Below are 26,643 nucleotides of genomic sequence, written 5' to 3'. Positions count from 1 at the left end.
GCGATAACGCGAGCTTTGTATTTCAGGCAACTAACGGCGGGGTTACTCCCACTCAATCGTCGCTGGTGGCTTACCGCTGATATCATACACTACCCGCGAAATCCCATTCACTTCATTAATGATTCTGTTAGACACGCGGCCAAGGAAATCGTACGGCAGGTGTGCCCAGTGGGCGGTCATGAAGTCGATGGTTTCAACTGCACGCAGCGAGACGACCCAGTCGTATTTACGGCCATCGCCCATAACGCCAACGGAGCGAACTGGCAGGAAGACGGTGAACGCCTGGCTGACTTTGTCATACAGGTCCGCTTTACGCAGTTCTTCGATGAAGATGGCATCTGCACGACGCAGCAGGTCGCAGAACTCTTTCTTCACTTCGCCCAGCACGCGAACGCCGAGGCCCGGCCCAGGGAACGGGTGGCGGTACAGCATGTCGTATGGCAGGCCCAGTTCCAGACCAATTTTACGCACTTCGTCTTTGAACAGCTCTTTCAGCGGCTCGACGAGGCCCATCTTCATCTCTTTCGGCAGGCCACCAACATTGTGGTGAGATTTGATGACGTGCGCTTTGCCGGTGGCAGATGCGGCAGATTCGATGACGTCAGGGTAGATAGTGCCCTGCGCCAGCCATTTCACGTCTTGCAGCTTTAAGGCTTCTTCATCGAAGACTTCAACGAAAACGCGGCCGATGGTTTTACGTTTTGCTTCCGGATCGTCAATGCCCGCCAGCGCGCTCAGGAAACGCTCTTCCGCCGGAACGTGAACGATATTGAGACCAAAACGGTCGCCGAACATGTCCATCACCTGTTCGGCTTCGTTCAGACGCAGCAGACCGTTATCAACGAAAACACAGGTCAGGTTTTTACCGATGGCGCGATGCAGCAGCATGGCGGTCACGGAGGAATCCACGCCGCCGGACAGACCGAGGATTACTTTATCGTCGCCCACCTGCTGACGAATGCGTGCTACCGCATCGTCGATGATTTTTGCCGGCGTCCACAGGGCTTCACACTGGCAGATATCACGTACAAAACGCTCCAGCATGCGCAGACCCTGGCGGGTGTGGGTCACTTCCGGGTGGAACTGTACGCCGTAGAAGCGTTTTTCTTCGTTAGCCATAATGGCGAACGGACAGGTTTCGGTGCTGGCAACGGTGACGAAATCTGACGGGATGGCAGTGACTTTATCGCCATGGCTCATCCAGACGTCCAGCAGCGGTCTGCCTTCAGCAGTCAGCGCATCTTCGATACCGTGGATAAACGCGCTGTCGGTTTTTACTTCAACCTGCGCGTAACCAAATTCGCGCTCGTTAGAGGCTTCAACATGGCCGCCCAGTTGCATTGCCATGGTCTGCATGCCGTAGCACACGCCGAGAACCGGAACGCCTGCGTTGAACACGTATTCCGGTGCGCGAGGGCTGTTGTGTTCGGTGGTGCTTTCCGGGCCACCGGAAAGAATGATGCCGCTGGGGTTGAAGTCGCGGATTTGCGCTTCGGTGACATCCCATGCCCACAGTTCGCAGTAAACGCCTAATTCGCGTACGCGGCGGGCAACCAGTTGAGTGTATTGAGAGCCAAAGTCGAGGATAAGAATGCGATGTTTATGAATATTGTCGGTCATTGACGGTTGTTCCGGGCAAATGGCAATGAGTGAAAGTAAGCGCCCGGTGGAAGCACCGGGCGCAGAAATCATTAAGAACCGAGGCGGTAGTTAGGGGATTCCTTGGTGATGGTCACGTCGTGAACGTGGCTTTCCTGAATACCCGCACCGCTGATGCGTACAAATTCCGCTTTGGTACGCAGCGCGTCGATAGTACCACAACCGGTCAGCCCCATACAGGAGCGCAGGCCGCCCATCTGCTGGTGGATAATCTCTTTCAGGCGACCTTTGTAGGCCACACGACCTTCGATGCCTTCCGGCACCAGTTTGTCAGCCGCGTTGTCGGTCTGGAAATAACGGTCGGAAGAACCTTTGGACATCGCGCCGAGTGAGCCCATCCCACGATAGGATTTGTAAGAGCGGCCCTGATACAGTTCGATCTCACCCGGGGATTCTTCCGTACCCGCCAGCATGGAGCCGACCATCACAGCAGCAGCGCCTGCGGCAATCGCTTTGGCGATGTCGCCGGAGAAACGGATACCGCCGTCAGCGATCACCGGAATACCAGTGCCTTCCAGCGCTTCAACCGCGTCGGAAACGGCGGTGATCTGCGGAACACCTACGCCAGTAACGATACGGGTAGTACAGATGGAGCCCGGGCCGATACCGACTTTCACCGCGCTCACGCCCGCTTCCGCCAGCGCACGTGCGCCAGCGCCAGTGGCAACGTTGCCGCCGATGATTTGCAGATCTGGGTATTTCGCGCGGGTTTCGCGGATGCGTTGCAGAACGCCTTCGGAGTGGCCGTGTGAGGAGTCGATGAGCAGCACGTCAACCCCTGCCGCCACCAGCGCGTCAACACGCTCTTCGTTACCGGCGCCAGCCCCAACCGCCGCGCCAACGCGCAGACGACCATGCTCATCTTTACAGGCGTTAGGTTTACGTTCTGCTTTCTGGAAATCTTTTACGGTGATCATGCCGAGCAGATGGAAATTATCATCAACCACCAGCGCTTTCTCGATGCGGCGCTCGTGCATTTTCGCCAGTACCACTTCGCGAGTCTCGCCTTCACGCACCGTGACCAGACGCTCTTTCGGCGTCATGTAAACACTGACAGGCTGCGTCAGGTCAGTCACGAAACGCACGTCACGGCCGGTGATAATGCCGACCAGTTCGTTATCTTCGGTGACAACCGGGTAGCCTGCGAAGCCGTTAATCTCGGTCAGCTCTTTCACTTCACGCAATGTGGTGGTCGGCAGAACCGTTTGCGGATCGGTCACGATGCCGGATTCATGTTTCTTCACGCGGCGAACTTCTTCCGCCTGGCGTTCGATGGACATGTTTTTGTGGATAAAGCCGATGCCGCCTTCCTGCGCCAGCGCGATAGCCAGGCGCGCTTCCGTAACGGTATCCATCGCGGCGGAAAGCATAGGGATGTTCAGACGAATGGTTTTCGTCAGCTGCGTGCTGAGGTCGGCAGTATTCGGCAAAACAGTGGAGTGAGCGGGAACGAGGAGGACGTCGTCAAACGTCAGTGCTTCTTTGGCGATACGTAGCATGGGCAATATCTCTACCTGGGTGATATTAAATATTGCCGTGGCATTATACAGAGCGTAACCGATTGCATCCACACTTTTTTGCAAATAAAGCTTGCGCTCCCCTGCCAGCGGGTTACTATCGACTGAATAACCTGCTGATTTAGAATTTGATCTCGCTCACATGTTACCCTCTCAATCCCCCTCTATTTATACCGTCAGCCGCCTGAATCAGTCGGTGAGAATGCTGCTGGAAAAAGAGATGGGCCAGGTGTGGATCAGCGGCGAAATCTCCAATTTTACCCAGCCCGCTTCCGGTCACTGGTATTTCACACTGAAAGATGACAACGCCCAGGTGCGCTGTGCGATGTTCCGCAACAGCAACCGCCGGGTGACGTTTCGCCCTCAGCATGGCCAGCAGGTGCTGGTTCGCGCGAACATTACGTTGTACGAGCCGCGCGGCGATTATCAAATCATTGTTGAAAGCATGCAGCCCGCCGGGGAAGGTTTGCTTCAGCAGAAATACGAACAGCTGAAAGCGGCGCTCAGTGCCGAAGGGCTGTTCGATCAGCAGTTCAAAAAAGCGCTGCCCTCACCCGCGCATTGCGTCGGGGTGATCACCTCCAAAACCGGTGCGGCGCTGCATGATATTTTGCACGTCCTCAAACGCCGTGATCCATCGCTGCCGGTCATTATCTACCCGACCGCGGTGCAGGGAGACGACGCGCCTGCGCAAATTGTCCGCGCCATCGAACTGGCGAATCGCCGTCAGGAGTGCGATGTGCTGATTGTCGGGCGCGGGGGCGGTTCACTGGAAGATTTGTGGAGCTTCAACGATGAACGCGTGGCGCGCGCCATTTTTGCCAGCCTGATCCCGGTCGTCAGCGCCGTCGGTCATGAAACCGACGTCACCATCGCGGATTTTGTCGCGGACCTGCGAGCGCCCACGCCGTCCGCCGCTGCGGAAATCGTCAGCCGTAATCAGCAAGAGTTGCTGCGCCAGATCCAGTCCGGTCAGCAGCGGCTGGAAATGGCGATGGATTACTATCTGGCGCATCGTCATCGTCGTTTCACGCAACTGCACCATCGTCTGCAACAGCAACATCCACAACTGCGCCTCGCACGCCAGCAGACGGTGCTGGATCGCATGCGCCAGCGCATGAATGTCGCACTGGAAACCCAGCTCAAACGCGCCGGACAACAACAACAGCGCCTGCTGCAACGGTTGAATCAGCAGGATCCACAGCCGCGTATTTTCCGCGCTCAGGCGCGCGTCCGGCAACTGGAATACCGGCTGGCGGAAAACATCCGCGCTCGCCTCAGCACCACGCGGGAACGCTTTGGTAATGCGGTCACGCATCTCGAAGCGGTCAGCCCCCTCTCCACGCTGGCGCGCGGCTACAGCGTGACCACCGCACCGGATGGCAAAGCCATCAAACAGACGAAACAAGTCAAAACCGGTGATCTGCTGACCACCCGCGTATCCGACGGCTGGGTGAGAAGCGAAGTCACCACGGTTGAGACGGCACCAAAGCCGCGTCAGCGGAAGAAAGGCTAAAACTCGCTTACACTGAACACTGTTTCTTTTTTTATTCGGCTTTGCCAGAACGAAGGAGAGCAGCATGAAAGCGACCCATTACTACAGCGTCATTCCCCCCTACATTCTGCGCCGCATTATTGATCATGGCTCCGCGCCGCAACAGCAGTGCGCTCGTCAGACCCTGACGCACGTCCAGACCTTAATGGCGCATATGCCGGGAAAACCCGCCGCACCGCACGTCAGCAAAGCCGGGCAGCTCGAGCGCGATATTTACGATGCCAAAAACACCCAGGATCTGCCCGGCACACCGGTGCGCAGCGAAGGGCATCCGTCTAACGGCGATGTTGCCGTTGATGAGGCGTACGATTATCTCGGCATCACCCATGAATTTTTCTGGCAACACTACAAGCGAGATTCGCTCGACAACAAAGGGCTCATTCTGACCGGTACCGTCCATTACGGGCGCGAATACCAGAACGCATTCTGGAACGGGCAACAGATGGTCTTTGGCGATGGTGACGGCGAGATCTTCAACCGCTTTACCATCGCGATTGATGTGGTGGCGCATGAGCTCAGCCATGGCGTGACAGAGACCGAAGCCGGACTGATTTATTTCGAGCAATCCGGTGCGCTGAACGAATCGCTGTCCGACGTGTTCGGTTCGCTGGTGAAACAGTACCATCTCAAACAGCGTGCCGATGAGGCTGACTGGATCATTGGCGAAGGGCTGCTGGCGAAAGGCATCAACGGCAAAGGGCTGCGCTCGATGTCGGCACCGGGTACGGCGTATGACGATCCGCTGTTAGGCAAAGATCCGCAGCCTGCCCATATGAAAGACTTTATTAAAACCCGCGACGATAACGGCGGCGTGCATCTGAATTCCGGCATTCCTAACCGGGCATTTTATCTGGCAGCCTCCGCACTGGGCGGTTATGCGTGGGAAAAAGCGGGATATGCCTGGTACGATACCGTCTGCGATCGCGCCCTCGCCCAGGACGCCGATTTCATCGATTTCGCGAAGCTGACTATTGCCCACGGCGAGAAGCGCTCCGGGAAAGAGACAGCAACCGCTATCGAACAGGCATGGAAAACCGTGGGGGTGATGTAAATGCAGATACCGGATCTGACCGATGACGCGGTCATTGAACTGGCGCGTGAAGGCGGTGTGGCGTTTATTCCAAAGCTCAGCGGCCAGCGCAGGATCACCCTCGCCTCACTGGAACCTGCTCAGCGCCAGCGGGTGATTGATATTCTTCAGCAGTCGGTGCCGCGTGGTATGCCGCCGGGGCAGCCGGAATCACCGGGGCGTGGCGATCAGCGCTATTTCCGCATTCAGATCATCTGGACCCAGCACAATCAGGCGCAATACACCGATATTATTATTCTGGTACCGGAACAGGAGGCCCCGCCGTCGCTGGTGGACCTCTGGCAAAAAGGGGAAGATTGCGTGTGCGATTAAGCGCTCAGCGGCACGAATTCAACGCGTTTTTTTGAAATGAGACCGTGACCGTTCTGGCAAAAATAATCTACCGCGCCACAGGCTTTCAGCACGTCCAGCGGCTTGTGGCACTCAGGGCAGCGCGCTTCGAGCGGGATGTCTTTATTGCAGGTCGCGCAGTGCGCCGCACCGTTGTCCAGCTCAAGCGGGTGGTGGCAGGTCGGGCAGTTGAGTTCCATCGTTCCTCCTCACTTTTCCCATCACGCCAGCCCTCTCCTCTCGGGAGAAGGCTAGCCGGGCGGGGTTACTTACTTTTCTTGATGTGTTTGATCAGACGTTTACGCTTACGCATCTGGTTCGGGGTCAGCGTATTGCGCTTATTGGCAAACGGGTTATCCCCTTCCTTGAACTGAATACGGATAGGCGTACCCATTACATCCAGCGATTTGCGGAAATAGTTCATCAGATAGCGCTTGTAGGAATCCGGCAGGTCTTTAACCTGGTTGCCGTGGATCACCACAATCGGCGGGTTGTAACCACCCGCATGTGCGTATTTCAACTTCACGCGACGACCGCGCACCAGCGGCGGCTGATGATCATCTGCAGCCATGTTCATGATACGTGTCAGCATGGCGGTGCTGACGCGACGCGTAGAGCTGTCATAGGCTTCACGCACTGACTCAAACAGGTTACCCACACCGCTGCCGTGCAGAGCGGAGATAAAATGTACGCGGGCGAAATCAATAAAGCCCAGACGGAAATCAAGCGTCTCTTTCACCTGCTCTTTCACTTCCTGGCTCAGACCGTCCCACTTGTTAACCACGATGACCAGTGAGCGCCCACTATTGAGGATAAAGCCCAACAGCGAGAGATCTTGATCGGAAATGCCTTCACGGGCGTCAATCACCAGCATCACCACGTTGGCGTCTTCAATTGCCTGTAACGTTTTGATTACGGAGAATTTCTCGACAGCGTCGGTGATTTTGCCGCGCTTGCGCACCCCGGCAGTGTCGATAAGCACATATTCGCGCTCATCGCGTTCCATCGGGATATAGATGCTATCGCGGGTGGTGCCCGGCATGTCGAAAACCACCACGCGTTCTTCACCAAGAATACGGTTAGTTAGCGTTGACTTACCCACGTTCGGGCGGCCCACAATCGCCAGCTTAATCGGCAGATCCTGCGGGTTAAAATCGTCTTCCGGCTCTTCAACTGCTTCGCCGTTCTGTTCTGCTTCGAATTGCGCCCAGTACGCGGCGTCTTCGTCGATTTCTTCCGCAGGCTCGACATCTTCCATCCACGGCAGCAGCACGTGCTCCAGCAGGCTGGCGACGCCACGACCGTGCGATGCCGCAATCGGGTGGATCTCGCCAAGCCCCAGCGACCAGAAGTCTGCCACGGCCTGATCCGGGTCGATACCGTCAGTTTTATTCGCCACAAGGAAGGTGGGTTTTTCGCGGGAGCGCAGGTGTTTAGCAATCGCTTCGTCCGCAGGCATCAGGCCCGCGCGCGCATCGACCATAAACAGCACCACGTCAGCTTCTTCAATCGCCAGCAGCGATTGTTCCGCCATGCGGGTTTCCACGCCCTCTTCGTTGCCGTCGATACCACCAGTATCGATACAGATAAACTCACGGCCTTCCACTTCAGCACGACCGTATTTACGGTCACGAGTCAGACCCGGAAAATCCGCAACCAGCGCGTCACGGGTACGCGTCAGGCGGTTAAAAAGCGTGGATTTTCCTACGTTAGGGCGCCCGACAAGCGCGACCACAGGTACCATGTTAAATGCCTCTTCAATTCTAAAAACAGTAAAACGGCCCCTGACTGAACAGGAGCCGTTTATTACAACTCACGACGACTGACTTAACGCGTAATCGCGTACAGCGTGCCGTCTTTTGCCTGGATTAACAGTTTGCCGTCTGCCACAACAGGATCGGTCAGGAAGCCGGAGCTGTCGACCTTCTGTTGCGCCACAAAGCGGCCATCCTGCGGGTTAATCCAGTGCATATAGCCTTCGCTGTCGCCAACGACCAGGCTGCCGTTATACAGCACCGGCGCGGTCAGCAGGCGGTGCAGCAGATCGCTCTGCGTCCACAGCGTCACGCCGCCGTCAGTGGTCAGCGCCAACAGGCGGTCGTTCTGATCGACCATATAGATACGGTCGCCATCAACGATAAAGTCATTTACCGAGCCCAGTTCACGTTTCCACATGATCTGGCCGCTACGCAGATCCAGCGCGGTCAGGTTGCCATTGTAGGCCAGCGTATAAACCACGCCCTCCACCACAACCGGAGTGGTATCGACGTCGCTCAGGCGATCAATTTCCGTCGCGCCGGTGGCCTGGGAAATACGCTGCTGCCAGATGATCTGGCCCTGTTGCATCAGCACAGCGCTGACGCGGCCGTTATCACCGCCAACAATCGCAGCGCCATAAGCGGTCGCAGGCGCAGATTCACCACGCAGAGACAGAGACGGCATATCGAGGTTAACGGTCCACTTCACCGCACCGTCGCTTTCGTTCAGCGCCTGCAACTGGCCGTTGCTGGTGTGTACCAGCACCATGCCATCGCTGACGACCGGACGAGAGAGTGCTTCACCCGCCACCACGGTTTCCCATGCTACGGTGCCATCGCCGGTATTCAGGGCATACACTTTCGCTTTTTCACTGCCGACATACACATGACCGCCAGAAACAGTCAGACCGCCAGAGAGCAGTGCCGGCGCATGCGAGAACCAGCCGTCTTTTTCTGCCAGGTTCACTGACCAGACTTCACGGCCGTCATCCATATTCACTGCTTTCACAGTGCCTTTGCGATCAGCGGCATAAACCACGCTGTCCGCATAAGCCGGATGGAGGTTGGAGTAGAAATCGCCAATCCCGCTACCGACCGAGGTGTCCCATGCGGTGGACGGCGTGAACTGGTTTTCAACCGTTGGCAGCGGAGACATTTTGACAACGTCTTCTTCGCTGTTAAATAACGAGCAACCACTCAGCAGAGTCACTGAAAGCAGTCCTGGCAAAAGTAATTTACGCAATTGCATCGCGTCCCTCTCAGATGGACAAATTATTTATTTTCATGCGCATCATTTCGCTAAGCGCGGGTGAAGCATCGCTCTTAACGCCCGCTTCCCACGCGGTACGCGCGCCTTGCTTATCGCCTTTGCTCAGCAGAATTTCACCACGCAGATCCGCGACGATAGCCGTCCAGCCTTCGCCTTTGATGCCATCAAGGGTTTTCAGCGCGGCATCCGGCTGTTTCAACTGAAGTTGAAGACGAGCAAGACGCATGTTGATAACCGATTTAAGGTTATCATCAGCGGCGGCAGCCACCAGACCCTGCTGCAACTGTTTTTCTGCTTTATCGAGCTGGTTTGCATCGACATACTGTTGCGCCAGCTCCAGAGAAGCAAACGCGCCGTAAGTATTTTTCGTTTCAGCCGCAAATTTTTCCGCTGAGGCGATAGCTTCCGGCTTGCCTGAATTCAGCGAAGAGACCGCATTCTCATAGGCCAGCGACGCGCCTCTGGCCGTGTCGATTTGATGGGAAGTCCAGTAGCGCCAGCCGACCAGCGCACCTACCCCGAGTATCACCCCAACCGCCAGTGCCTTACCGTTCTCCGCAAAGAACCGTTTAAGTGCATCGACCTGGTCGTTTTCGTTATTGTAAATTTCCACGCAGTCCTTCTCCTGAATGATATTTCCCGGGAGATTAGCCCAGTAGTGTCCGCAAATATTCCGCCACGCTATCCTGCGCAACGGTCGTTTGCTCACCTGAGCGTAAATCTTTCACCACAACGTTGCGTTCCGCAATCTCAGATTCACCCAGCACCAGTGCGACGCGAGCGCCCCACTTGTCTGCACGGGCAAACTGCTTCTTGAAGTTACCGCCGCCATGGTTAGTCATCAGTTTAACGCCTTTGCTCGCATCGCGGATCTGCTCTGCCAGACGCATAGCGGCTGACTGAGTATTTTCTCCGGAGGCGATCAGGTATATATCGACAACAGGATCGGCTTTAAATTCCGGGTTAACGGCCTGAACCAGTAAAACTAATCGCTCAAGACCCATCGCAAAACCAACGCCCGGCGTAGCGCGACCACCTAACTGCTCAACCAGACCATCATAACGCCCACCGGCGCAAACGGTGCCCTGGGAGCCCAGGCTATTGGTGACCCACTCAAAAACCGTGCGGTTGTAGTAATCCAGACCGCGCACCAGACGCTGATTCACGGTATAAGTAATACCGGCATCGTCGAGGAATTTACACAGCCCGGCGAAGTGTTCTTTAGACTCGTCGTCCAGGTAATCGCCCAGCGCAGGCGCGTCATTCAGCAGCGCCTGGACGTCCGGATTTTTCGAATCCAGCACGCGCAGCGGGTTGCTGTACATACGGCGTTTGCTGTCTTCGTCAAGCTTCTCGGTGTGCTGCTCCAGATACGCCACCAGCGCATCACGGTAGTTTGCACGCGCTTCCAGTGAGCCGATGGAGTTCAGCTCCAGGCTGACATCACGGGAGATCCCCAGCGCGCGCCACCAGCGTGCGGTCAGCATAATCAGTTCGGCGTCGATATCCGGGCCCTGCAGGCCGAACACTTCACAACCGATCTGATGGAACTGGCGATAACGCCCTTTCTGCGGACGCTCATGGCGGAACATCGGCCCGATGTACCACAAACGTTGTTCCTGATTGTACAGAAGACCATGTTCGATGCCGGCGCGTACACAACCCGCAGTACCTTCCGGACGCAGCGTCAGGCTGTCGCCATTACGATCTTCGAAGGTATACATCTCTTTTTCAACGACATCGGTGACTTCACCAATCGCGCGTTTGAATAACGGGGTCTGCTCTACAATCGGCAAACGGATTTCACTGTAACCGTAGCTGCCGAGCACCTCTTTCAGTGTGCCTTCAATGCGCTGCCAGATGGCGGTTTCGCCCGGCAGGTAATCGTTCATGCCGCGAATGGCTTGAATGTTTTTTGCCACGTTTATTCTCTTTCTATATACAAAAATGAACCCTTAGCGCTGATGCGCCCGCGGGTTCAATCATACACGGGAAGCGCGTCGCTTCCCATCACGTTATTATTTTACGTCGACCTGCTGGACGTCGATGCGTTGGGCTTCGTCGAGCATGCTGGCTTTCGCACGGATCCGCGCTTCTAGCTGGGCAATCATGTCGTCGTTGTCCAGACGATCTTTACGCACGCCGTCCTCGTACAGACCGCTTTTGCGGTTGCCGCCAGTAACGCCGAGCGTGGACACCAGCGCTTCGCCAGGACCGTTCACCACGCAGCCGATAATGGACACGTCCATCGGCGTGATGATGTCTTCCAGTCGCTGTTCCAGCGCGTTGACGGTGCCAATCACGTCAAATTCCTGACGCGAACAGGTCGGACAGGCGATGAAGTTGATGCCGCGCGCACGAATACGCAACGATTTCAGGATGTCGAAACCGACTTTGATCTCTTCAACCGGATCCGCCGCCAGCGACACGCGCAGGGTATCGCCAATCCCTTCAGAGAGCAGCAAGCCGAGGCCGATCGCCGATTTCACCGCACCGCTACGGGCGCCGCCTGCTTCGGTGATCCCCAGGTGCAGCGGTTGATCGATCTGCTTCGCCAGCAGACGATAGGATTCCACCGCCAGGAACACGTCAGAAGCTTTCACGCTCACTTTGAACTGATCAAAGTTGAGACGATCAAGGTGATCAACGTGACGCATCGCGGATTCGAGCAGTGCCTGCGGCGTTGGCTCACCGTATTTTTCCTGGAGATCTTTTTCCAGCGAACCGGCGTTAACGCCGATACGGATCGGGATGTTTTTATCACGCGCGCAGTCCACCACCTGGCGGATGCGCTCTTCGTTACCAATGTTGCCCGGGTTGATGCGCAGGCAGTCGACACCGTACTCGGCGACTTTCAGCGCAATGCGGTAATCGAAGTGGATATCAGCCACCAGCGGAACGCTGACCTGCTGTTTGATGAGTCTGAAGGCTTCTGCGGCATCCATGGTCGGAACAGAGACGCGGACGATGTCCGCGCCAACGCGCTCCAGCGCTTTGATTTGATTGACCGTCGCCTCGACATCTGTCGTACGCGTGTTGGTCATTGACTGCACGGCGATGGGAGCCCCATCGCCGATCGGCACGTTACCAACGTAAATGCGTGTGGACTTCCTACGTTGAATTGGAGCCTGGTTATGCATGAAAAATCTCCCGCATTGCCCGTCTGTTACTGTGCCGGTGATTGTTCGGCATTGAGGGTCAAACGCGCAACCTGGTTAGTTCTGATAAAGCGGCTGAGATCGACAGGTTTTCCCTGATACTGGATCTGAACAGCGGCCGGAGCGCCAATTTTAAGCTTATAAGGCGCCTGTCCGGTTAAGTTAAGCGTGCCATCTTTGCGTTGCAGGCCACTGAACAGTTTTTTCCCTGTTGCGTCAGAGACTTCCAGCCAGCAATCGGCATTGAAATTCATTACGATGGCGTCAGTGCTTACGGTCGGCGCGGCAGTCCCCGCCTGATCGGTCGGCAGTTGCGCGGCGTCCGTGGCAGCCGGTGCGGTATTGTTGGCAGTGTTATCAACGTTAGCCTGTGATGGCGGCACCACAGCATTTGCCTGCGCGTTATCCGCCGGGGCCGTCGTGGTCGGCGCCGGGGTTGCCGGTGCGGAAGTCGTCGGGGCTGGCGGCTCAACAGGCGTATTCTGCGCGGTAGCGTCCGGCGTTTGCGCCGCACCGGTATCCAGCGGAATACTCTGCTGCGAACTGGTGTCGCTGGCATTCAGCTCAGCGGAGGATTGATCAGCCATGCTGGAGATCTCTTCCTGCTGCGCTTTGTGGTTTTGCCACCACCAGGCGCCCGTCAGGCCGATCACCACAAACAGCACCAGCCAGGTAAAGCTCATCAGCCAGCCGTCGCGTCTTTTACGGCGCTTCCCTATCGTCATGCCTTGCATCGGCGCGACTTTGGTCATTCGGACTGGCGTCTCTTTGATCGGAAGCAGTTCTTCTTCCGGGATATGCACCAGTCGGGCATAAGAACGGATGTACCCACGCAGGAATGTTGAAGCCAGATCGGCAGGAGCCTTATCGTCTTCAAGATCGCGAACCGTGGAAACCTTCAGACACAAGCGTTCCGCGACGGCTTGTTGACTGAGTCCGAGTTGTTCACGGGCGCTGCGCAGACGTGTACCCGTGGTTTGTGCTTCATGTTGGTCGTGAGTGGCTTCAGTATTCATTCGCTACAACTGCTGCTACGTGAAATTTAAGAGTCAGGTGCCGGTAAACCCGCACCGCGAAATATCTACCCGATTACTAAACAAGCCTAAGCTGTTGTTGAACCGCTACATACTGCCTCAATCCCGACGGAAACGCACCGTAATTATTAATGCTATTGATGCAATTTACCTAATTCGTCACCTTAAAGAATACCGCGTGTGTCATCCTGAAACACGCGGCTCAGGATCTCAGACGGCTTTCACCGCAATAGGTTCACCTTGCATGCGTTTTCGCAGCGTACGTTTGGTACGATCGATAACGTCTCCGGCCAGCTGACCGCAGGCGGCATCGATATCATCACCACGCGTTTTACGCACGATGGTGGTAAAGCCATACTCCATTAATACTTTCGAGAAACGGTCAATGCGGCTGTTGGAGCTGCGGCCATACGGTGCGCCGGGGAACGGGTTCCACGGGATCAGGTTGATCTTGCACGGCGTATCTTTCAGCAGTTCCGCCAGCTGGTGCGCATGTTCGGTGCCGTCATTCACATGGTCGAGCATCACATACTCGATGGTCACGCGGCCCTGATTGGCGTTGGATTTCTCCAGATAACGACGCACGGCGGCCAGGAACGTTTCAATATTGTACTTTCTGTTGATCGGGACGATTTCATCACGGATCTCGTCGTTCGGCGCATGCAGAGAGATAGCCAGCGCAACGTCAATCATATCGCCGAGTTTGTCCAGCGCCGGAACCACGCCGGAGGTGGAGAGCGTAACGCGGCGTTTGGACAAGCCAAAGCCGAAATCGTCGAGCATGATTTCCATTGCCGGTACGACGTTCGTCAGGTTAAGCAGCGGTTCGCCCATGCCCATCATCACCACGTTGGTGATAGGGCGCGTACCCGTCACTTTGGCAGCGCCGATGATTTTCGCCGCACGCCACACCTGACCAATAATTTCAGAAACGCGCAGGTTACGGTTAAAGCCCTGCTGTGCCGTTGAGCAGAATTTACACTCCAGCGCACAACCAACCTGTGAAGAAACGCACAGGGTGGCGCGATCGTCTTCAGGAATATAAACCGTTTCAACGCGTTGATCGCCCACCGCGATGGCCCATTTGATGGTGCCATCCGATGAACGCTGTTCTTCGACGACATCCGGGGCGCGAATTTCCGCGACCTCTTTCAGTTTGCCGCGCAGCACTTTGTTGATGTCAGTCATCTCATCAAAGTTATCGCAGCAATAATGGTAAATCCATTTCATCACCTGATCAGCGCGGAAAGGTTTTTCGCCTAAGTTTTTGAAGAACTCGCGCATTTCCTGACGGTTTAAATCCAGCAGGTTGATTTTGGCGTCCTGGGAAGGCACCGACAGAGCGGCAGTATCAGGCGTGACAATTTGTTCAGACATAATGTATTCCGGCCTCGTTATTACACGTTATGGCCCCTGGAGGGTTAAAAAGAAACGCCCCGCAAATTCGGGGCGCTGTATTGTACAAATTATGGCGCATGAATGCCACGTCTGCACGCGGCTATCATGAAAAACATTAGCGGGTGCGCGGGCACACTTCGCCTTCACCGAAGAAGAAGGCGATTTCACGGGCAGCAGATTCAACAGAATCAGATCCGTGGGTGCCGTTTTCGGTGAAGCTGTCAGCGTAGTCAGCGCGCAGGGTGCCGGCCAGCGCGTTCGCCGGGTTGGTGGCGCCCATCAGGTCACGGTGACGCTGTACCGCGTTTTCGCTTTCCAGTACGGAAACCACGATCGGACCGGAGGTCATGAACTCAACCAGACCGTCGAAGAACGGCTTACCGTCGTGCTCAGCGTAGAACCCGCGAGCCTGTTCAACGGTCAGGTGCAGCATTTTGGTGCCGACGATTTTAAAACCCGCCGCTTCAAAGCGAGAGAAGATATTACCAATTACGTTTTTTGCTACCGCGTTTGGTTTGATGATGGAAAAAGTACGTTCAATAGCCATTGATAACCTCTGGTGATGTTCTGTTGTTTTACGCATGACGCGGTATAAATCTGGCGCGAATTATAAAGAGCAAAAATGCCCTTGCCTATGGATTAAGGTAACATTTTTTTAAAATAAGATGAGTTTCAGCAACAGATCACATCGCAAGGGCAAAAAATGGTCTATTGCAGCGTGAAAGTGGCAGTAACGGTTTGGCCTGCGTCGTCCATCACCAGCAACTGATAATCCCCGGGATTTTCAAGCCCTAACGTTGTGCTGGCGCCGGTCTCCTCCAGCGGTTCGCCGTTGACAAACCACCAGCGTCGCCCCTCGCCGCCGCTGGTCTGCAGCACCAGCGATACGCGGCTTGCGCCTGGCAGGCGTTTGATGACTGCGCCATTGCGCACGCCCGACAGCACCAGTGGCGCGGCATTTTGTTGCTGCAACGGCGGACAATCCGCCGATGGGGCAGGTAATCGCGCCGCACGACGTTCACCCGCGGGAAGCCAGGGCTCTAACGGCAACGGCCACACCTGTAACGTTTTTTCCGTCGCGTCCTGGCAGTCTGCCGCCACCCGTTCGCCTTTCGCATTGACCCACACCGGGAAACGGATCCCGCGTATCCCCTCCTGACCCGGCAGCAATAGCGTCGGCGGCTGGCTGTTATCCACCAGCCAGGTGGATAACCGACGCCGACAGTTGCTGTCGCCATCCGGCAGCGTTTGCCCGCCAGGCCAGCACACCGTCGCCGCGCTGACGGTTGACGGGCGAGGATCTTCCGGTAATCCGCCTTTGATGACCGACGCGCGGGAAAGCAGCAGGTTATTGACCTGATTCAGTAGCGGTACCGCGCTGGCGAACCCAAACTGCCCGACGACCGGCGTTCCGTCCGGTCGCCCTGTCCAGATGCCAATCACATAACGCGCATTGACGCCAATCGCCCACGCATCGCGGTAGCCGTAACTGGTACCGGTTTTCCAGGCGAGGGGGACCGTTTTCGGTAACGAGGCGTCCGGCACTGGCTGCTCTTCCCCGGCAAGAATGCGGCGAATAATCCATGCGGAGCCGGGGGAAAGCAGCGGACGCTCACGCAGCGGATCGCTGGCGAGCAGACGTAGCTTTCCTGCTTTTCCGTGCCGGGCAAAGGCGCTGTAAGCGGCGACAATATTCTCCAGCCGCGCGCCCGCGCCACCTAAAATCAGCGACAGATTCGGCTCGGCTCCGGCGGGCAGAATCAGCGGCAGGCCGGCATTGCGCAGACGACCGGCAAACTGTTTCGGACCATAGGCTTCCAGCACCTGCACGGCAGGCAAATTCAGTGAGCGCACCAGCGCGTCGCTCATGCTCACCGGACCATGAAAACCACTGTCAAAATTACCGGGGCGATAGTCGCTGAAACGGCGCGGTACATCCTGCAGCAATGAAGCCGGATGGATCAGCCCGTCATCCATCGCCAGCCCGTAGATAAAGGGTTTCAGCACCGACCCCGGCGAACGCACCGCCGACACCATGTCGATATGACCAAAGCGGCTGTTGTCAGTGATATCCACGGATCCCACCCAGCCCCTGACTTTCATATTGGTATGATCAACGACGACAATTGCCAGCGAGCTGCGCGGCGGCAAACGACTTTCCTGATTCAGCGCGATCTCTTCCAGCTGGCGTTGCAAACTGGCGTCCAGGGTGGTGATGATTTTTGTCCCCGGGCTTTTTGCCAGCACGCGGCGGGAAAACAGCGGCGCCAGTTGCGGCATCTGCCGGGGGGCGAGCCATACTGGCTCCTCGCGCGCCTCTTTCACGATGGTGGCGGACCATACGCCCTGCGTCAGCATGCGGTCGAGCACTTTGTTACGCGCCGCCTCCGCGCGTTGCGGCCAGCGATCGGGGCGTAAACGGCTGGGCGCCTGCGGCAGAACTGCCAGCAGCGCCGCATCAGAATAACTGAGCTGCGATGGCGGCTTACCCAGATAGGACCAGCTGGCCGCGCCGATCCCCTGTAACGTGCCGCCAAACGGCGCACGGTTGAGATACAGGGTGAGGATCTGCTGTTTCGACAGGTGCCATTCGAGTTGCAGGGCGCGCCACAGCTGGCGGAATTTGCCGCCGAAGGTGCGGGGATGCGGGTCGAGCAACCGCGCCACCTGCATGGTCAGCGTACTGCCGCCGGAGATCACCCGCAGGGCGGTGAGATCCTGCCAGGCCGCGCGGACAATAGAGAAGGGATTAACGCCGGGGTGATCCCAGAACCAGCGATCTTCATACTGGATCAGCACGTCAAGATAACGGGGAGAGACATCGTTGAGGGTGACCGGATAACGCCAGATCCCATCGGCATCGGCAAAACGCCACAACGGTGTGCCGTCTTCCGCCACCACCACGCGGGCGGGCGCCACCTCGTTGAGCGGCAATGGCCACAGGCGATCGGCGGCAACGATCAGCAGCCAGACCAGCACCAAAAATCCCGCCAGCCAGAGCCAGCGGGTTTTTCTAACGGGCAAAAAGCGCATATTACGGTGCGACGATCAGCGGTCCGCTGCTCTGACCGTTCGCCCGCCATTGCGGAACATACATCGATTCCACCTGCGGAGCCGGCACCTGATACGTGCCCGGCGTAACGGCGCGCGCCAGGTAAACCAGCGTCACAGGCTGCCCTTCGTTGACGGCGACTGCCGCGACAAAACGGTCATCGCGGAACTCGATATGCTGAATATCCGCCTGCTGCATCTGGTTAAGCAGGTTCTGCACCTCGGTGCCGTTATCCTGCAGGCTGGCGCTACTGTTAGCCAGATTCTGGTTTTCCAGTTCCAGCCCGGCAGGCAGTAAATCCACCACCAGCGCATCCGGCACGTTCTGATTTGCCGTCACCTGCAGATGCACCAGCACCAGATCGCCGCTACGCAGCGAGGTGAGCGTTTTCGGCTGCCCGTCGGTGCCGAGGAAGTGACGTTCAATCTGCAGAACGTTGCTGTAAGGCTGCGGTGAATTTTCCGGATAACCGGTACTGTCGAGGCGTACCCACAGCGGCTGCGTGCCGGTGTTAGCCACCTGCAATGCCGCCAGTTGATCGCTGGTCAGATTGCGCATTTGCGCTTTCTCACCGGTCAGCGGCTGCGCATCCAGCGATGTTTTCGCCTGCCAGTGGCCCGGGAAATCCTGCAAGCCTTTCGCGGCCATGAACAGAGCGTTCATTTCCTGCGTTGAAAGCCAGCGCTGGCCGAAAGCCTGTTCGGAAAGCGTCACGAGCAACGCATTCTGTGCGTCAGGCCGTACTTTATTTTCCTCCAGCAGATTCAGCATCAGCGCATTGTCGCGCAGCGCGCTACCGTAATCGGCCATCCAGTTCTGTTTGTCCTGCCGCGTGGTGGTTAACGCCTGCGCGATTGCCTCTTCGCTGCGCGGTCCGTCACCCATCGCTTTTAGCGCCAGACCGAGTTGCATCACCGGAAGGCCCGCGCGCGCCTGGTCGTGACGCTCCCAGATTTCACGCAGCGCGCCCAGCGGCGCTTTCTGTTGACGCGCCAGTACCAGCGCGGCATAGGCCTGTACGGCAAAACGACTTGCGGGGATATCATCGCTGTAGCGAATGGTCATCAGGCCCGGCTCCTGCAGATAGCGCAGCAGGCGGTTATTCCCCTGCGTCAGCGCCTCTGCTGGCACGCTATAACCCTGCTCGCCCGCGCGCACCAGGAAATCCATCACATAAGCCGTCAGCCAGTACTCTTCCGGGCCTTCTTTGTCCCACAATGCAAACCCGCCGTCGTCACGCTGCATTTGCAGCAGACGCGAGATGCCGACGTCCACCGCCGCGCGGCGTTTTTCGTCGCTGTCGCCAGCAATGCCGAGATTTTTCAGCTGTGCCGCGTTGGTATATAACGACGGGAACAGCCCGCTGGTGGTCTGCTCCAGACAGCCGTAGGGATACGCCTTCAGTTCACGAATGTAGCGCGCAATATTGAGCGGCGGCTTGCCGCTCAATAACAGCTGGCCTTCGAGCGTAGTCGGTGAAAAACCGTTGAGATGGTTAGGCGGCGCGGTCCAGCTTTCACCCGCTTGCAACGCGCCCCACGAACTGACGGTTTCAGCCGGGAATGCCGGACGCACGCCCAGCTTCCATGTTTTATTGACAGGTGCCAGCGTTTCGCCAGGCAGATTCAGGCCGGTGATCACCGCACTGAGTACCCCGTCGCCAAAGCCTTCTTTCGCTCGTACCGGCACAAACAGTGTGGTACGTACACCCGGCGCCAGCTCGACAGGCTGCGGCTGCGCGCCTTCCATGTCGATCAACCCCGAGGCGGCAAGCTGCACGTTGAGCGTCTGCGGCGCATCGGTGAGGTTAGTGATATCAAGTACCAGCCGCGTCGTATCGCCACTGGCGATGAAACGCGGCATGCTGACGTCGGCAATCACTGGCGCGGCAACCACCACTTTGCTTTCAGTGCTGCCAAAATCATCGTTGTTCCACGCCTGCGCCATGACGCGCAGTTCACCGTTGAAATCGCCAATCGGCAGCGTCACGGTGCCTTCGCCGTTGTCATCAAGCATTACCGGCTGCGCCTGTTGCGCCACGATATTCACATGGTTCACCGGCGGTTTACCGCCACGTTTGAGTTCGTCGCCATCACCCCCAAAGCGCAGGCTGGCAAGACGCCCCTGACCTTCGATGACCTGTCCGTAGATATCATAGATATCAGCGCCATAACGTTTCTGACCAAAGAAGGCGTTCCATGGATCAGGCGTGACGTAGTCGGTGATGTTCAGTACGCCGCTGTCCACGGCGGAGAGCAACACGTTAACCTGTTTCGGCGCGACGCCATCTTTTGCCGTGGCTTTCACTTTCACCGTCAGCGGTTGATTCGGGCGCATTTTAGTCGGGCTTTCCAGCGCGATGTTCAGGCGACGGTTTTCATCACCCAGCGGCAGATGCAGCAGACCCACCGCACGTTTTGGCGTCGCGGATTTCGACTTGTCGCCCGGGCGGATCACCAGCGTGCTGAGATAAATATCGTGGCGATTCCAGCGTTTATCGACCGGAATAGCGAGTTCCATTCCACCCTGCGGAACGTCAATCTCCTTCCACCACAGCGGACCTTCGCTCGATTCCACCATCGCGTAACCCTTACCGGCAGCCGGTGCCGCAATGTTCAGCCTGATGGTATCGCCAGGTTTATAGGCGGGTTTATCGAGCTTCATAGTCACGCGATCCGGACGTGCGGCGCCGGTGCCATCGCTGTTATCCTGCCAGCTGTACCCGGCCCAGAAACGCACGCTGCTGACGGTGTCATCAGGCGCTTTTACTTCCAGGCGATAAGAACCCCACTCTACCGGGAACGAGACTTTGCCGGTTTCATCAGCTTGCAGATCCAGCGCCTGCTCGCCTTCCACCAGATCTTTTTGATCGAACTGTGACTGCCAGCCATCGCTGTCAGACCAGTTCCAGTAGTAGTCACGACGCTCACGAATCAAACGCACCTGCAGGCCCGATACCGCCAGTTTTTTCCCCTGCGCATCGGTATAGACAATGTCGAACGCGGCGTTGCTGTCTTCATCCACAATGGGCTGATTCACAGTGGTGTCGGTGCGATAGTCATAGACCGCTTTTGCCGCAAATTCGGGGCGGATCCCCGGCAGCGCTGTTGCCGGCCAGATGGGCTGTTCTGCGCGTCGCGTGACCGGACGCCCGCCGGACTCCAGCAGACTCGCCTGTAGTACCACCTGCAACGGCGAATGGCTCTCTTTCCACTGGCTTTCGGTGCTGACTTCACCATGCCCGGTGTCGTCCAGCTTCAGTTGGATTTCATCCAGCGTACGGGAGAGGTTTTCTTCGGCGATGTCGCCAAACTGGAAGCCCGGCAGCGCAGGGACAGCCTCACGCAGCGGGCGCAGGAACAGTTTACCCTGCAATGCGTTGCCGTTGGCGGGCGCGCCATAGAGATAGTAACCGGCGACCTCAAATTTCACGTCGTCAGCAGGTGCCAGTGGGGTTTTCTGCGGTGTCAGAGTGAGCGCCATTCGCTCCGGCATAAAGTCTTCGACGTGGAAATCCCACACCCGGGAACGGTTATCGCCGGTGTTGGCGCGGATTTGCCACATACCGGTGGCGGCGCCGCTGTCGAGAGGATAAGTAAACTGATAAAGCCCATTAACTGGCTTGCTGACCACCGTGCGGATCACCTGACCGTCCGGCTTCACCACCTCCAGTTTGACTGGCTGTTCCGCCAGCGGTTTGCCGTCGCTGTCGCGCAGCAGCCCGTTGAGGATCACCGTTTCACCGGGACGGTAGAGATCGCGCGGGCCAAACATGAAGAATTGCTTGCTGTACCCCGGCGCGCCCGCGATGGAAAACTCGGCGAGATCCAGCGCCGGAAGTTTGAGATCGAGCATCGTGGTCTGGCCGTCTTTGCGGGCCAGCAGCAAGGCGGCGTCCTGGTCGACCTTCAGCGTGACGTGTCCCTGCGCGTCACTGGTCGCCTGCGATATCGTCTGACCGCGGGTGTTCAGCAACTGCACATCAATACCGGGCTGCGCCGCGCCGTTTTCCAGGCTCTGGGTAAACACATCGAGGCGGTCATGGTAGCGGTGCGCCGACACGCCAAGATCGCTCAGCGTAAACAGCGTCGCGGCATTACTGTAGTTGTAATGCCCGGCCTGATTCATCACCGCGACATACACGCCAGCCTGTTGCAGTGGCTTGATATCACGCAGCGGCAGCAACAGTTTTTCCCGCGTATTACGCTGTGGGTTAAGGTCAAAACGGCCGGTATAAACCAGATCCGCCATTTTCAGAAGCTCGTCCGACTCCCAGTTGGTCAGCGCGTTGCGGTATTCCCACTGGCTGATGAACGAGGCGAGTAGCTCCGGCTTAATACGGAAGAAATTCACATCAACGTTATTAACGTTGAGCGCCATGACCGGCAACCCGTCCACCACTTTCCCGGGCAGCAACGAGCCGCGGCTGGCAAAGCCCACGCTCGGTTGTACATCGCGGGTGTCGATGGCTTTTTCGATACTGGTGCCGAGCGTGGCATTGTTCAGCGCCACCAGCCCGGGGTCGACGGTCAATAACAGTTTACGTTTCGGCTCAAGATGGCGCAGACGCAGCTCTTTCAGGTTCGGCGACAACTCCCACGCGCCATCCACTTTGCCACTGGTTTTGTCTATCAGATGCACATTGCGGGAGAAATCCTGCTCCGGCTGTAGCGGCACGGAGAAGGTCAATACCAGCGTCGCAGCACCATCCAGTTGTACTTCAGAGGCGTCCAGCATGGTGAGCGATTTCCCCTGGCTTTGCGCCGTCAGTTTCGCCAGCGTCGCGCTGTCGGGTTTCGCGGGGGTCTTCGCTGCGGGTTTTTCCGCCGCCGGTGTCGGCGTGGCGGCCGGTGTGTCCGCAGACGAAGGTGTCGCTTTCGGCGCATCATCGTTGTCACACCCGGAAAGAGAGAATGCGGCAATCAGCGCCAGTGAGAGCGCTGCTAAACGTAACGGTTTCATCCTTTAACCTCGGGTTATTGAGCCGGTTTGATGTTTTAACTCAGTATTATGCGTGAATCCCGCTTTTACCAGTAGCAGCAATCCTGTCAATTTTCGGCCTTTTTCAGTCCGGAAAAGTCATCTGTGTGACCTCATCGCGAAATAGCGGGTCACAAGCTTGTCGATATTCAGAAAAACATCGACAATTCGGGGGTGATATTTTGCGGGAGGCAACCATGACGACTTCATACTTTGTCGCAGCCGACTGGCTGGCCGAGCATATTAATGATTCAGATATTCAGATCCTTGACGCCCGTCTGGCGCCACCGGGCCAGGAGCACCGTGACATGGCCGCTGAGTACCGGGCGGGTCATCTACCGGGTGCCGTTTTTTTCAATATCGAAGCGCTTTCTGATCAGACAAATCCCCTTCCCCATATGCTGCCGCGCCCGGAAGCGTTCGCCGTCGCCATGCGCGAGCTGGGCATCAGTAACGACAAACACCTGGTGGTGTATGACGAAGGCAATCTTTTCTCCGCGCCGCGCGCGTGGTGGATGCTACGCACCTTTGGCGTTGAGCGCGTGTCGATTCTGGCGGGTGGTTTAGCGGGCTGGCAGCGCGACGATCTGCTGCTTGAGAAAGGCGACGTTACGCTGCCGGAAGGTGATTTTGAAGTCGCCTTTACCGGCGATGAAGTGATGCGCCTGACGGATGTTTTGCTGGCAAGTCACGAAGGCTCTGCACAAATTGTTGATGCGCGACCGGCGCCCCGTTTCAACGGGCAAGCGGATGAGCCCCGTCCTGGCCTGCGTCGCGGGCATGTGCCTGGCGCGAAAAACGTGCCATGGGGTGATCTGGTGATTAACGGCGAACTCAAAACAACCGACGAGCTGGAAGCGATTTTTGCCCGTCAGGGCGTGGATTTGCGTCGGCCGATCATTACCAGTTGTGGTTCCGGTGTGACTGCCGCTGTTGTGGCGCTGGCACTGGCGACGCTGGAAGCCGATGAAGTCGCGCTGTATGACGGCTCCTGGTGCGAATGGGGCGCGCGGGCAGATCTTCCGGTCGAACCCGCGAAATAATTCGCCCGGCGGCGCTGCGCTTGCCTACGAAGCGTAGCGCCATCCGGTAAACCACATCAGATAATGCGATTGGTTTTAAAATCGCGCAGGAAGCCGCCCCAGCGGCGTTCATAGAACGGCGTGATGTGCTCGGTAATAAAGTGGCTGATGCCCTGCTCACCTTTCACCACCTGACAGATATCAATCGGCTCATCGCCCGGTAGCGTATCGGTTGCCACACTGCCTGCGGCATGAATGATCTCTTCGATGTCGCCGTCCGCTTCAATGCCAATCAGCAGCACAGGCTGCTCGTCCGCGTTCTCTTTGAGAGAGCACAGAAATGCGCGTTTCACCGGCTTGATGGTTTTAAACAACGTGGTCAGCGAGTCGATCATCTGTGCTGGCGGTTCCGCCACTTCCGACAACAATAACGACGCGCCGCCCTCCCGCACTTCCTGCGTGTGGAGCGGGTGCCCTTCATCGCCAATTAACAGGCTGATTTCCCGCGGCGTGAACTCTTTTCCGGTCGGTAGTTTGGCGTTCAGGAACAGCGTTTCGCCGAGGGTCATTTCAAACAGGGTACGCACCGGCATGACGACAAAGGCCTGTTCCTCTTCTACCGCCTGCTGTAAGGCGTCGAGCGAGGTGAAGAACGGGATCACCGTCGCGCCATCCTCTTTTTCCCAGTGCTGTAAATCCAGTGCGCTGTCTTCCACTACCGCGTCACCTTCAGCCGCAGTGCCGGGCACCCAGACCGTGGACTCCAGCAGGGTGCGGAAAAACGCCGGGCGATGCGCCGGTTCGGTAGCTGCCTGTTCCAACAGCGCTTCTAATTCGTTTTTGGTTTCGGACATAGTTTCGCTATTCAAAAAATGCCGGGTGGCGCTACGCTTACCCACCTACAAAACCCGTAGGCCCGTGCAAGCACAGCGCCGCCGGGCAAGTTATTCGGCGGTCAATAAGTTCGCAATAGTACGCACGCCAAGACCGGTCGCGCCCGCGGCCCACTGCTCTACCGCCGCTTTACGATAGGTCGCCGAGCAGTCAATGTGCAGCCAGCCTTGCTGATAGTTTTCCACAAAATGCGACAGGAAACCGGCGGCAGTACTGGCTCCTGCCGGGAATGCCGCGCTGGCAGTGTTGTTCAGTTCAGCAAAGTTGGATGGCAGTTGATTGCGGTGGAACTCCGCCAGCGGCAAGCGCCAGAACGGTTCGTTCTCTTGCGCAGCGCTCGCCATCAGACGGTTCGCCAACGCGTCATCGAAGCTGAACAGCGCGTGGTAATCGTTACCTAATGCGGTTTTCGCCGCCCCGGTCAACGTCGCGGCGTCGATCAGCAGTTCCGGTTTCTGGGCCGAGGCGTCAATAAGCCCGTCCGCCAGCACCAGACGACCTTCGGCGTCGGTGTTCATCACTTCGACGTTTTTACCGTTACGGTAGCGAATGATGTCGCCGAGCTTGAAGGCATTGCCGCTGACCATGTTATCCGCGCAGCAGAGGTAGAGTTTGACGCGTTTGTTTAGGCCACGGGTGATGGCAAATGCCAGCGCGCCGGTCACCAGCGCCGCACCGCCCATGTCGGATTTCATCGAATCCATGAACGCGCTTTGCTTGAGGCTATAACCGCCGGAATCAAAGGTGATGCCTTTGCCCACGAGGCAGGCAAACACCGGGGCGTTTTCGTCGCCGCTCGGGTTGTAGTCGAGCGCCAGCAGCACCGGCGAACGTTCGGAACCGCGACCGACGGTGTGGATCCCCATGTATTTCTGCTCGCGCAGATCTTCACCTTTGGTGATGCGGTAATGGATGTTATCGCAGGCCACGTTGCACAGCAGATCCACCGCGCGCTGCGCCAGCTGCGACGGACCTAATTCTTCGGCAGGCGCGTTAATGGTGTCGCGTACCCAGTCGATAATCAGCAGACGGTTGTCCAGCTCCTGACGCTGCGCATCATCGAGATCAGCCCAGTCGATCTGGCGGGTTCCTTTCGGCCCTTTGTAACCCGCCCAGAATGCCCAGCTGCGATCGGTGTCCCAGCCTTCGCCGGTCAACGCGACATGTTTGATGCCCATGCCGTCGATTTTGCGCGCCGCGCGCTGAATCAGCCCCACGTCATCTTTGCCGTTCAGGTGCAGGGTAATACCGTCGTTGTTGATGCTGTAGCTGGCTTTGTCGCCCCAGCGCGCATCGGCAGGCTGGGTCGACAGCGTAATCTTCATCGCTTCTGTCATTGTTTTTATCCTTCTTAACAAACGGGCTGCCAGTGGCAGCCCGCATATGAATCATTCGGCTTCGTCTAACCAGACTAACAGAATCGCTTCCAGAATTTTTTCATTGGATGCGTTAGGATCGTCGTCGAAATCTTCCAGGTCGCAAATCCATTGATGCATATCGGTGAAGCGAACGGTTTTCGGGTCGAGATCCGGATTGGCATCGTACAGCGCCTCGCCGATTTCACGGCTGTCGGTCCATTTCAGTCCCATATTTAGTGCTCGCGTGCGTGGTTGATAGTATAACGCGGGATTTCGACCACCAGGTCTTCATCAGCGATGCGCGCCTGACAGCCTAAGCGGCTTTCCGGCTCCAGACCCCAGGCTTTATCCAGCATGTCGTCTTCGTCTTCGGTGCTTTCCGCCAGGGAGTCAAAACCTTCCCGGACAACGCAGTGGCAGGTCGTGCAGGCACAGGATTTTTCGCAGGCGTGTTCAATCTCAATGCCGCTACGCAGGGCCGCATCAAGAATAGATTCACCGGTCTCAGCTTCCACAACTGCACCATCCGGACAAAGGTCCTGATGAGGCAGAAAAACAATCTTTGGCAT

At 57.2% G+C, this 26,643-nt stretch carries 21 protein-coding genes; 4 read left to right on the top strand and 17 right to left on the bottom strand.

Annotated features, from left to right (window positions below; genetic code table 11):
* Positions 1 to 42: 42 nt before the first annotated feature.
* Positions 43 to 1,620: a glutamine-hydrolyzing GMP synthase gene (guaA, locus tag QMG90_RS06685; protein ID WP_283283094.1), complete on the bottom strand. Its 1,578-nt coding sequence runs from the start codon at positions 1,618 to 1,620 to the stop codon at positions 43 to 45.
* 71 nt (positions 1,621 to 1,691) lie between these two features.
* Complete coding sequence (gene guaB, locus QMG90_RS06680) at positions 1,692 to 3,158, bottom strand: IMP dehydrogenase (RefSeq protein WP_054179430.1); 1,467 nt, start codon at positions 3,156 to 3,158, stop codon at positions 1,692 to 1,694.
* A 160-nt stretch (positions 3,159 to 3,318) separates the two neighbouring features.
* Between guaB and xseA the strand changes: the two genes are divergently transcribed.
* The 3 genes from xseA to QMG90_RS06665 all read left to right on the top strand — a co-directional run bounded on the left by xseA (position 3,319) and on the right by QMG90_RS06665 (position 6,133).
* The gene (xseA, locus tag QMG90_RS06675; RefSeq protein WP_283283093.1) at positions 3,319 to 4,692 is read left to right on the top strand and encodes an exodeoxyribonuclease VII large subunit; all 1,374 of its coding nucleotides are present in this window, start codon (positions 3,319 to 3,321) and stop codon (positions 4,690 to 4,692) included.
* A 64-nt stretch (positions 4,693 to 4,756) separates the two neighbouring features.
* Positions 4,757 to 5,782 (top strand): M4 family metallopeptidase, encoded by a 1,026-nt coding sequence (locus QMG90_RS06670; RefSeq protein ID WP_283283092.1) that lies wholly within the window; start codon positions 4,757 to 4,759, stop codon positions 5,780 to 5,782.
* The gene (locus QMG90_RS06665; protein ID WP_283283091.1) at positions 5,783 to 6,133 is read left to right on the top strand and encodes a protealysin inhibitor emfourin; all 351 of its coding nucleotides are present in this window, start codon (positions 5,783 to 5,785) and stop codon (positions 6,131 to 6,133) included.
* On the opposite strand, the gene QMG90_RS06660 is transcribed toward QMG90_RS06665, so the two are convergent.
* The 11 genes from QMG90_RS06660 to QMG90_RS06610 form a co-directional block, all read right to left on the bottom strand.
* Positions 6,130 to 6,351, bottom strand: a complete 222-nt coding sequence (locus QMG90_RS06660) for a zinc ribbon domain-containing protein (RefSeq protein WP_283283090.1) — start codon at positions 6,349 to 6,351, stop codon at positions 6,130 to 6,132. The two genes, QMG90_RS06665 and QMG90_RS06660, sit on opposite strands and share 4 nt — an antisense overlap.
* A 65-nt stretch (positions 6,352 to 6,416) precedes the next feature.
* Positions 6,417 to 7,895 (bottom strand): ribosome biogenesis GTPase Der, encoded by a 1,479-nt coding sequence (gene der, locus QMG90_RS06655; RefSeq protein ID WP_283283089.1) that lies wholly within the window; start codon positions 7,893 to 7,895, stop codon positions 6,417 to 6,419.
* A gap of 83 nt (positions 7,896 to 7,978) precedes the next feature.
* Positions 7,979 to 9,157 carry an outer membrane protein assembly factor BamB gene (gene bamB, locus QMG90_RS06650; protein WP_283283088.1) on the bottom strand — a complete coding sequence of 393 codons (1,179 nt, stop codon included), beginning with the start codon at positions 9,155 to 9,157 and terminating at the stop codon, positions 7,979 to 7,981.
* 10 nt (positions 9,158 to 9,167) lie between these two features.
* On the bottom strand, positions 9,168 to 9,791 hold the full coding sequence (locus QMG90_RS06645) for a YfgM family protein (RefSeq protein WP_283283087.1): 624 nt from the start codon (positions 9,789 to 9,791) through the stop codon (positions 9,168 to 9,170).
* A 34-nt stretch (positions 9,792 to 9,825) separates the two neighbouring features.
* Positions 9,826 to 11,100, bottom strand: a complete 1,275-nt coding sequence (hisS, locus tag QMG90_RS06640; protein ID WP_283283086.1) for a histidine--tRNA ligase — start codon at positions 11,098 to 11,100, stop codon at positions 9,826 to 9,828.
* A 96-nt stretch (positions 11,101 to 11,196) separates the two neighbouring features.
* Entirely contained in the window at positions 11,197 to 12,318 is a 1,122-nt protein-coding gene (gene ispG, locus QMG90_RS06635) for a flavodoxin-dependent (E)-4-hydroxy-3-methylbut-2-enyl-diphosphate synthase (protein ID WP_283283085.1), read from the bottom strand.
* 26 nt (positions 12,319 to 12,344) lie between these two features.
* Positions 12,345 to 13,352 carry a cytoskeleton protein RodZ gene (gene rodZ / locus QMG90_RS06630; RefSeq protein WP_283283084.1) on the bottom strand — a complete coding sequence of 336 codons (1,008 nt, stop codon included), beginning with the start codon at positions 13,350 to 13,352 and terminating at the stop codon, positions 12,345 to 12,347.
* A 228-nt stretch (positions 13,353 to 13,580) separates the two neighbouring features.
* Complete coding sequence (gene rlmN / locus QMG90_RS06625; protein WP_283283083.1) at positions 13,581 to 14,747, bottom strand: dual-specificity RNA methyltransferase RlmN; 1,167 nt, start codon at positions 14,745 to 14,747, stop codon at positions 13,581 to 13,583.
* Between the two features lie 136 nt (positions 14,748 to 14,883).
* Complete coding sequence (gene ndk / locus QMG90_RS06620; protein ID WP_038157060.1) at positions 14,884 to 15,315, bottom strand: nucleoside-diphosphate kinase; 432 nt, start codon at positions 15,313 to 15,315, stop codon at positions 14,884 to 14,886.
* Positions 15,316 to 15,476: 161 nt separating this feature from the next.
* Positions 15,477 to 17,801: a peptidoglycan glycosyltransferase PbpC gene (gene pbpC / locus QMG90_RS06615; RefSeq protein ID WP_283283082.1), complete on the bottom strand. Its 2,325-nt coding sequence runs from the start codon at positions 17,799 to 17,801 to the stop codon at positions 15,477 to 15,479.
* Between the two features lies 1 nt (position 17,802).
* Positions 17,803 to 22,782, bottom strand: a complete 4,980-nt coding sequence (locus tag QMG90_RS06610) for an alpha-2-macroglobulin family protein (RefSeq protein WP_283283081.1) — start codon at positions 22,780 to 22,782, stop codon at positions 17,803 to 17,805.
* Positions 22,783 to 22,997: 215 nt separating this feature from the next.
* On the opposite strand from QMG90_RS06610, the gene sseA reads away from it, so the two are divergent.
* Entirely contained in the window at positions 22,998 to 23,843 is an 846-nt protein-coding gene (gene sseA, locus QMG90_RS06605; protein WP_283283080.1) for a 3-mercaptopyruvate sulfurtransferase, read from the top strand.
* Positions 23,844 to 23,899: 56 nt separating this feature from the next.
* Here sseA and sseB read toward each other — a convergent pair whose 3' ends face one another.
* The 4 genes from sseB to fdx form a co-directional block, all read right to left on the bottom strand.
* Positions 23,900 to 24,676 (bottom strand): enhanced serine sensitivity protein SseB, encoded by a 777-nt coding sequence (gene sseB / locus QMG90_RS06600; RefSeq protein WP_283283079.1) that lies wholly within the window; start codon positions 24,674 to 24,676, stop codon positions 23,900 to 23,902.
* 90 nt (positions 24,677 to 24,766) lie between these two features.
* Positions 24,767 to 26,053 carry an aminopeptidase PepB gene (gene pepB, locus QMG90_RS06595; RefSeq protein ID WP_283283078.1) on the bottom strand — a complete coding sequence of 429 codons (1,287 nt, stop codon included), beginning with the start codon at positions 26,051 to 26,053 and terminating at the stop codon, positions 24,767 to 24,769.
* Positions 26,054 to 26,104: 51 nt separating this feature from the next.
* A complete protein-coding gene (iscX, locus tag QMG90_RS06590) occupies positions 26,105 to 26,305 on the bottom strand; it encodes a Fe-S cluster assembly protein IscX (RefSeq protein ID WP_003860650.1) in 201 nt (66 codons plus the stop codon).
* A gap of 2 nt (positions 26,306 to 26,307) precedes the next feature.
* Complete coding sequence (gene fdx / locus QMG90_RS06585; RefSeq protein ID WP_283283077.1) at positions 26,308 to 26,643, bottom strand: ISC system 2Fe-2S type ferredoxin; 336 nt, start codon at positions 26,641 to 26,643, stop codon at positions 26,308 to 26,310.

The sequence above is a fragment of the Trabulsiella odontotermitis genome (genome assembly GCF_030053895.1).
GTDB lineage: Bacteria > Pseudomonadota > Gammaproteobacteria > Enterobacterales > Enterobacteriaceae > Trabulsiella > Trabulsiella odontotermitis_C.
This window is presented reverse-complemented; position numbering and strand designations above follow the sequence as displayed.